The sequence below is a fragment of the Vibrio sp. 10N.222.48.A3 genome (assembly GCF_041475345.1).
GTDB lineage: Bacteria > Pseudomonadota > Gammaproteobacteria > Enterobacterales > Vibrionaceae > Vibrio > Vibrio tasmaniensis_A.
In genome coordinates this window covers 1-1,096 of record NZ_JBFRVX010000954.1, presented here as the reverse complement: position 1 = coordinate 1,096, position 1,096 = coordinate 1, and the positions used below count along the sequence as shown (strand labels likewise).

The 1,096-nt window shown below is 45.2% G+C and carries 2 protein-coding genes; both read left to right on the top strand.

Annotation, left to right across the window (positions count from 1 at the left end; all coding sequences use genetic code 11):
• Positions 1 to 20 precede the first annotated feature (20 nt).
• Entirely contained in the window at positions 21 to 257 is a 237-nt protein-coding gene (locus AB4653_RS22310) for a YecH family metal-binding protein (RefSeq protein ID WP_009848231.1), read from the top strand.
• 212 nt (positions 258 to 469) lie between these two features.
• Positions 470 to 1,054 (top strand): YhgN family NAAT transporter, encoded by a 585-nt coding sequence (locus AB4653_RS22305; RefSeq protein ID WP_009848232.1) that lies wholly within the window; start codon positions 470 to 472, stop codon positions 1,052 to 1,054.
• The last annotated feature ends 42 nt before the right edge of the window (positions 1,055 to 1,096 follow it).

The window sequence follows — 1,096 nt, the reverse complement described above, 5'->3', positions numbered from 1 at the left end:
ATTTAACATGAGATAGACTTATGACTACCGAAATTCATGCACACAACGTTTTAAACTTACTGAGTGAAAAGCCACTGACTCGTGAAGAGTTGACGCAAGAGCTTGCTCAAACCTATGGCGCTGAAGCTCGCTTTCATACGTGTAAGCTGAACGGTCTGGATTTGGATGGCCTACTGAAGTTTTTCCTGAAAATGGAAAAGGTCGTGATCATTGATGACAAGCTTTGCACTAATCGCGAACGTGTTTGTAATCACTGATCTTGAATGACCATCAGTTCTTGTCGCCGGTGAACAGTGAACTGTGATTAGCGAGTGGATGCGATATTCTCGGCTCCACTCCGACCATTTCTCCCTCGTTTGGCTCTCATAAATACCCTTCCAATAACGTAAATTCCTAAGTTTGTTACTGTGTTCGAAAATCAATCTTGAGGCTGCTATACTCCGCGCACTTACGATTTCGAGACAAACTTATGGAAATTTTATCTGCAGCGACCATGCTGTTTCTTATTATGGATCCGCTTGGCAACTTACCAATCGTGCTTTCTATCCTTAAGCATATTGATCCGAAGCGTCGCCGTATTGTTCTTGTTCGTGAACTCATGTTTGCGCTGATTATCCTGCTGCTGTTCTTGTTTGCTGGTCAAAGCATCATGAACTTCCTGCATGTGCAGCCTGAAACCTTGAGTATCTCTGGCGGTATTATTCTGTTTATCATCGCGATTAAGATGATTTTCCCAAGTGCGGGTAGTATTACTGGCCTCGCGGCGGGTGAAGAACCGTTTATTGTGCCGATGGCGATCCCTATGATTGCTGGCCCTTCAGTGATTGCGGCATTGATTCTGTTGTCGACACAGCACCCTGACAACATGTTAGAGCTTTCAGGCGCAGTGATGCTGGCTTGGGGCGCCACCTTCTTTATTCTGATGTTTAATGGCTTCTTCCTACGAGTACTAGGTGAGAGAGGCCTTAAAGCCATCGAACGCTTGATGGGCCTGTTGTTGGTTATGCTGTCGACGCAAATGTTCCTAGATGGTGTAAAGGGCTACATGGGCTAACATCAGTATCATCGCTGAATAAAAAAACGCCGCTCAAATGAG

Bases quoted from the DNA above. Each gene is read 5' to 3' on its own strand.
- AB4653_RS22305 (WP_009848232.1), top strand. From the start codon at position 470: ATGGAAATTTTATCTGCAGCGACCATGCTGTTTCTTATTATGGATCCG.
- AB4653_RS22310 (WP_009848231.1), top strand. From the start codon at position 21: ATGACTACCGAAATTCATGCACACAACGTTTTAAACTTACTGAGTGAA.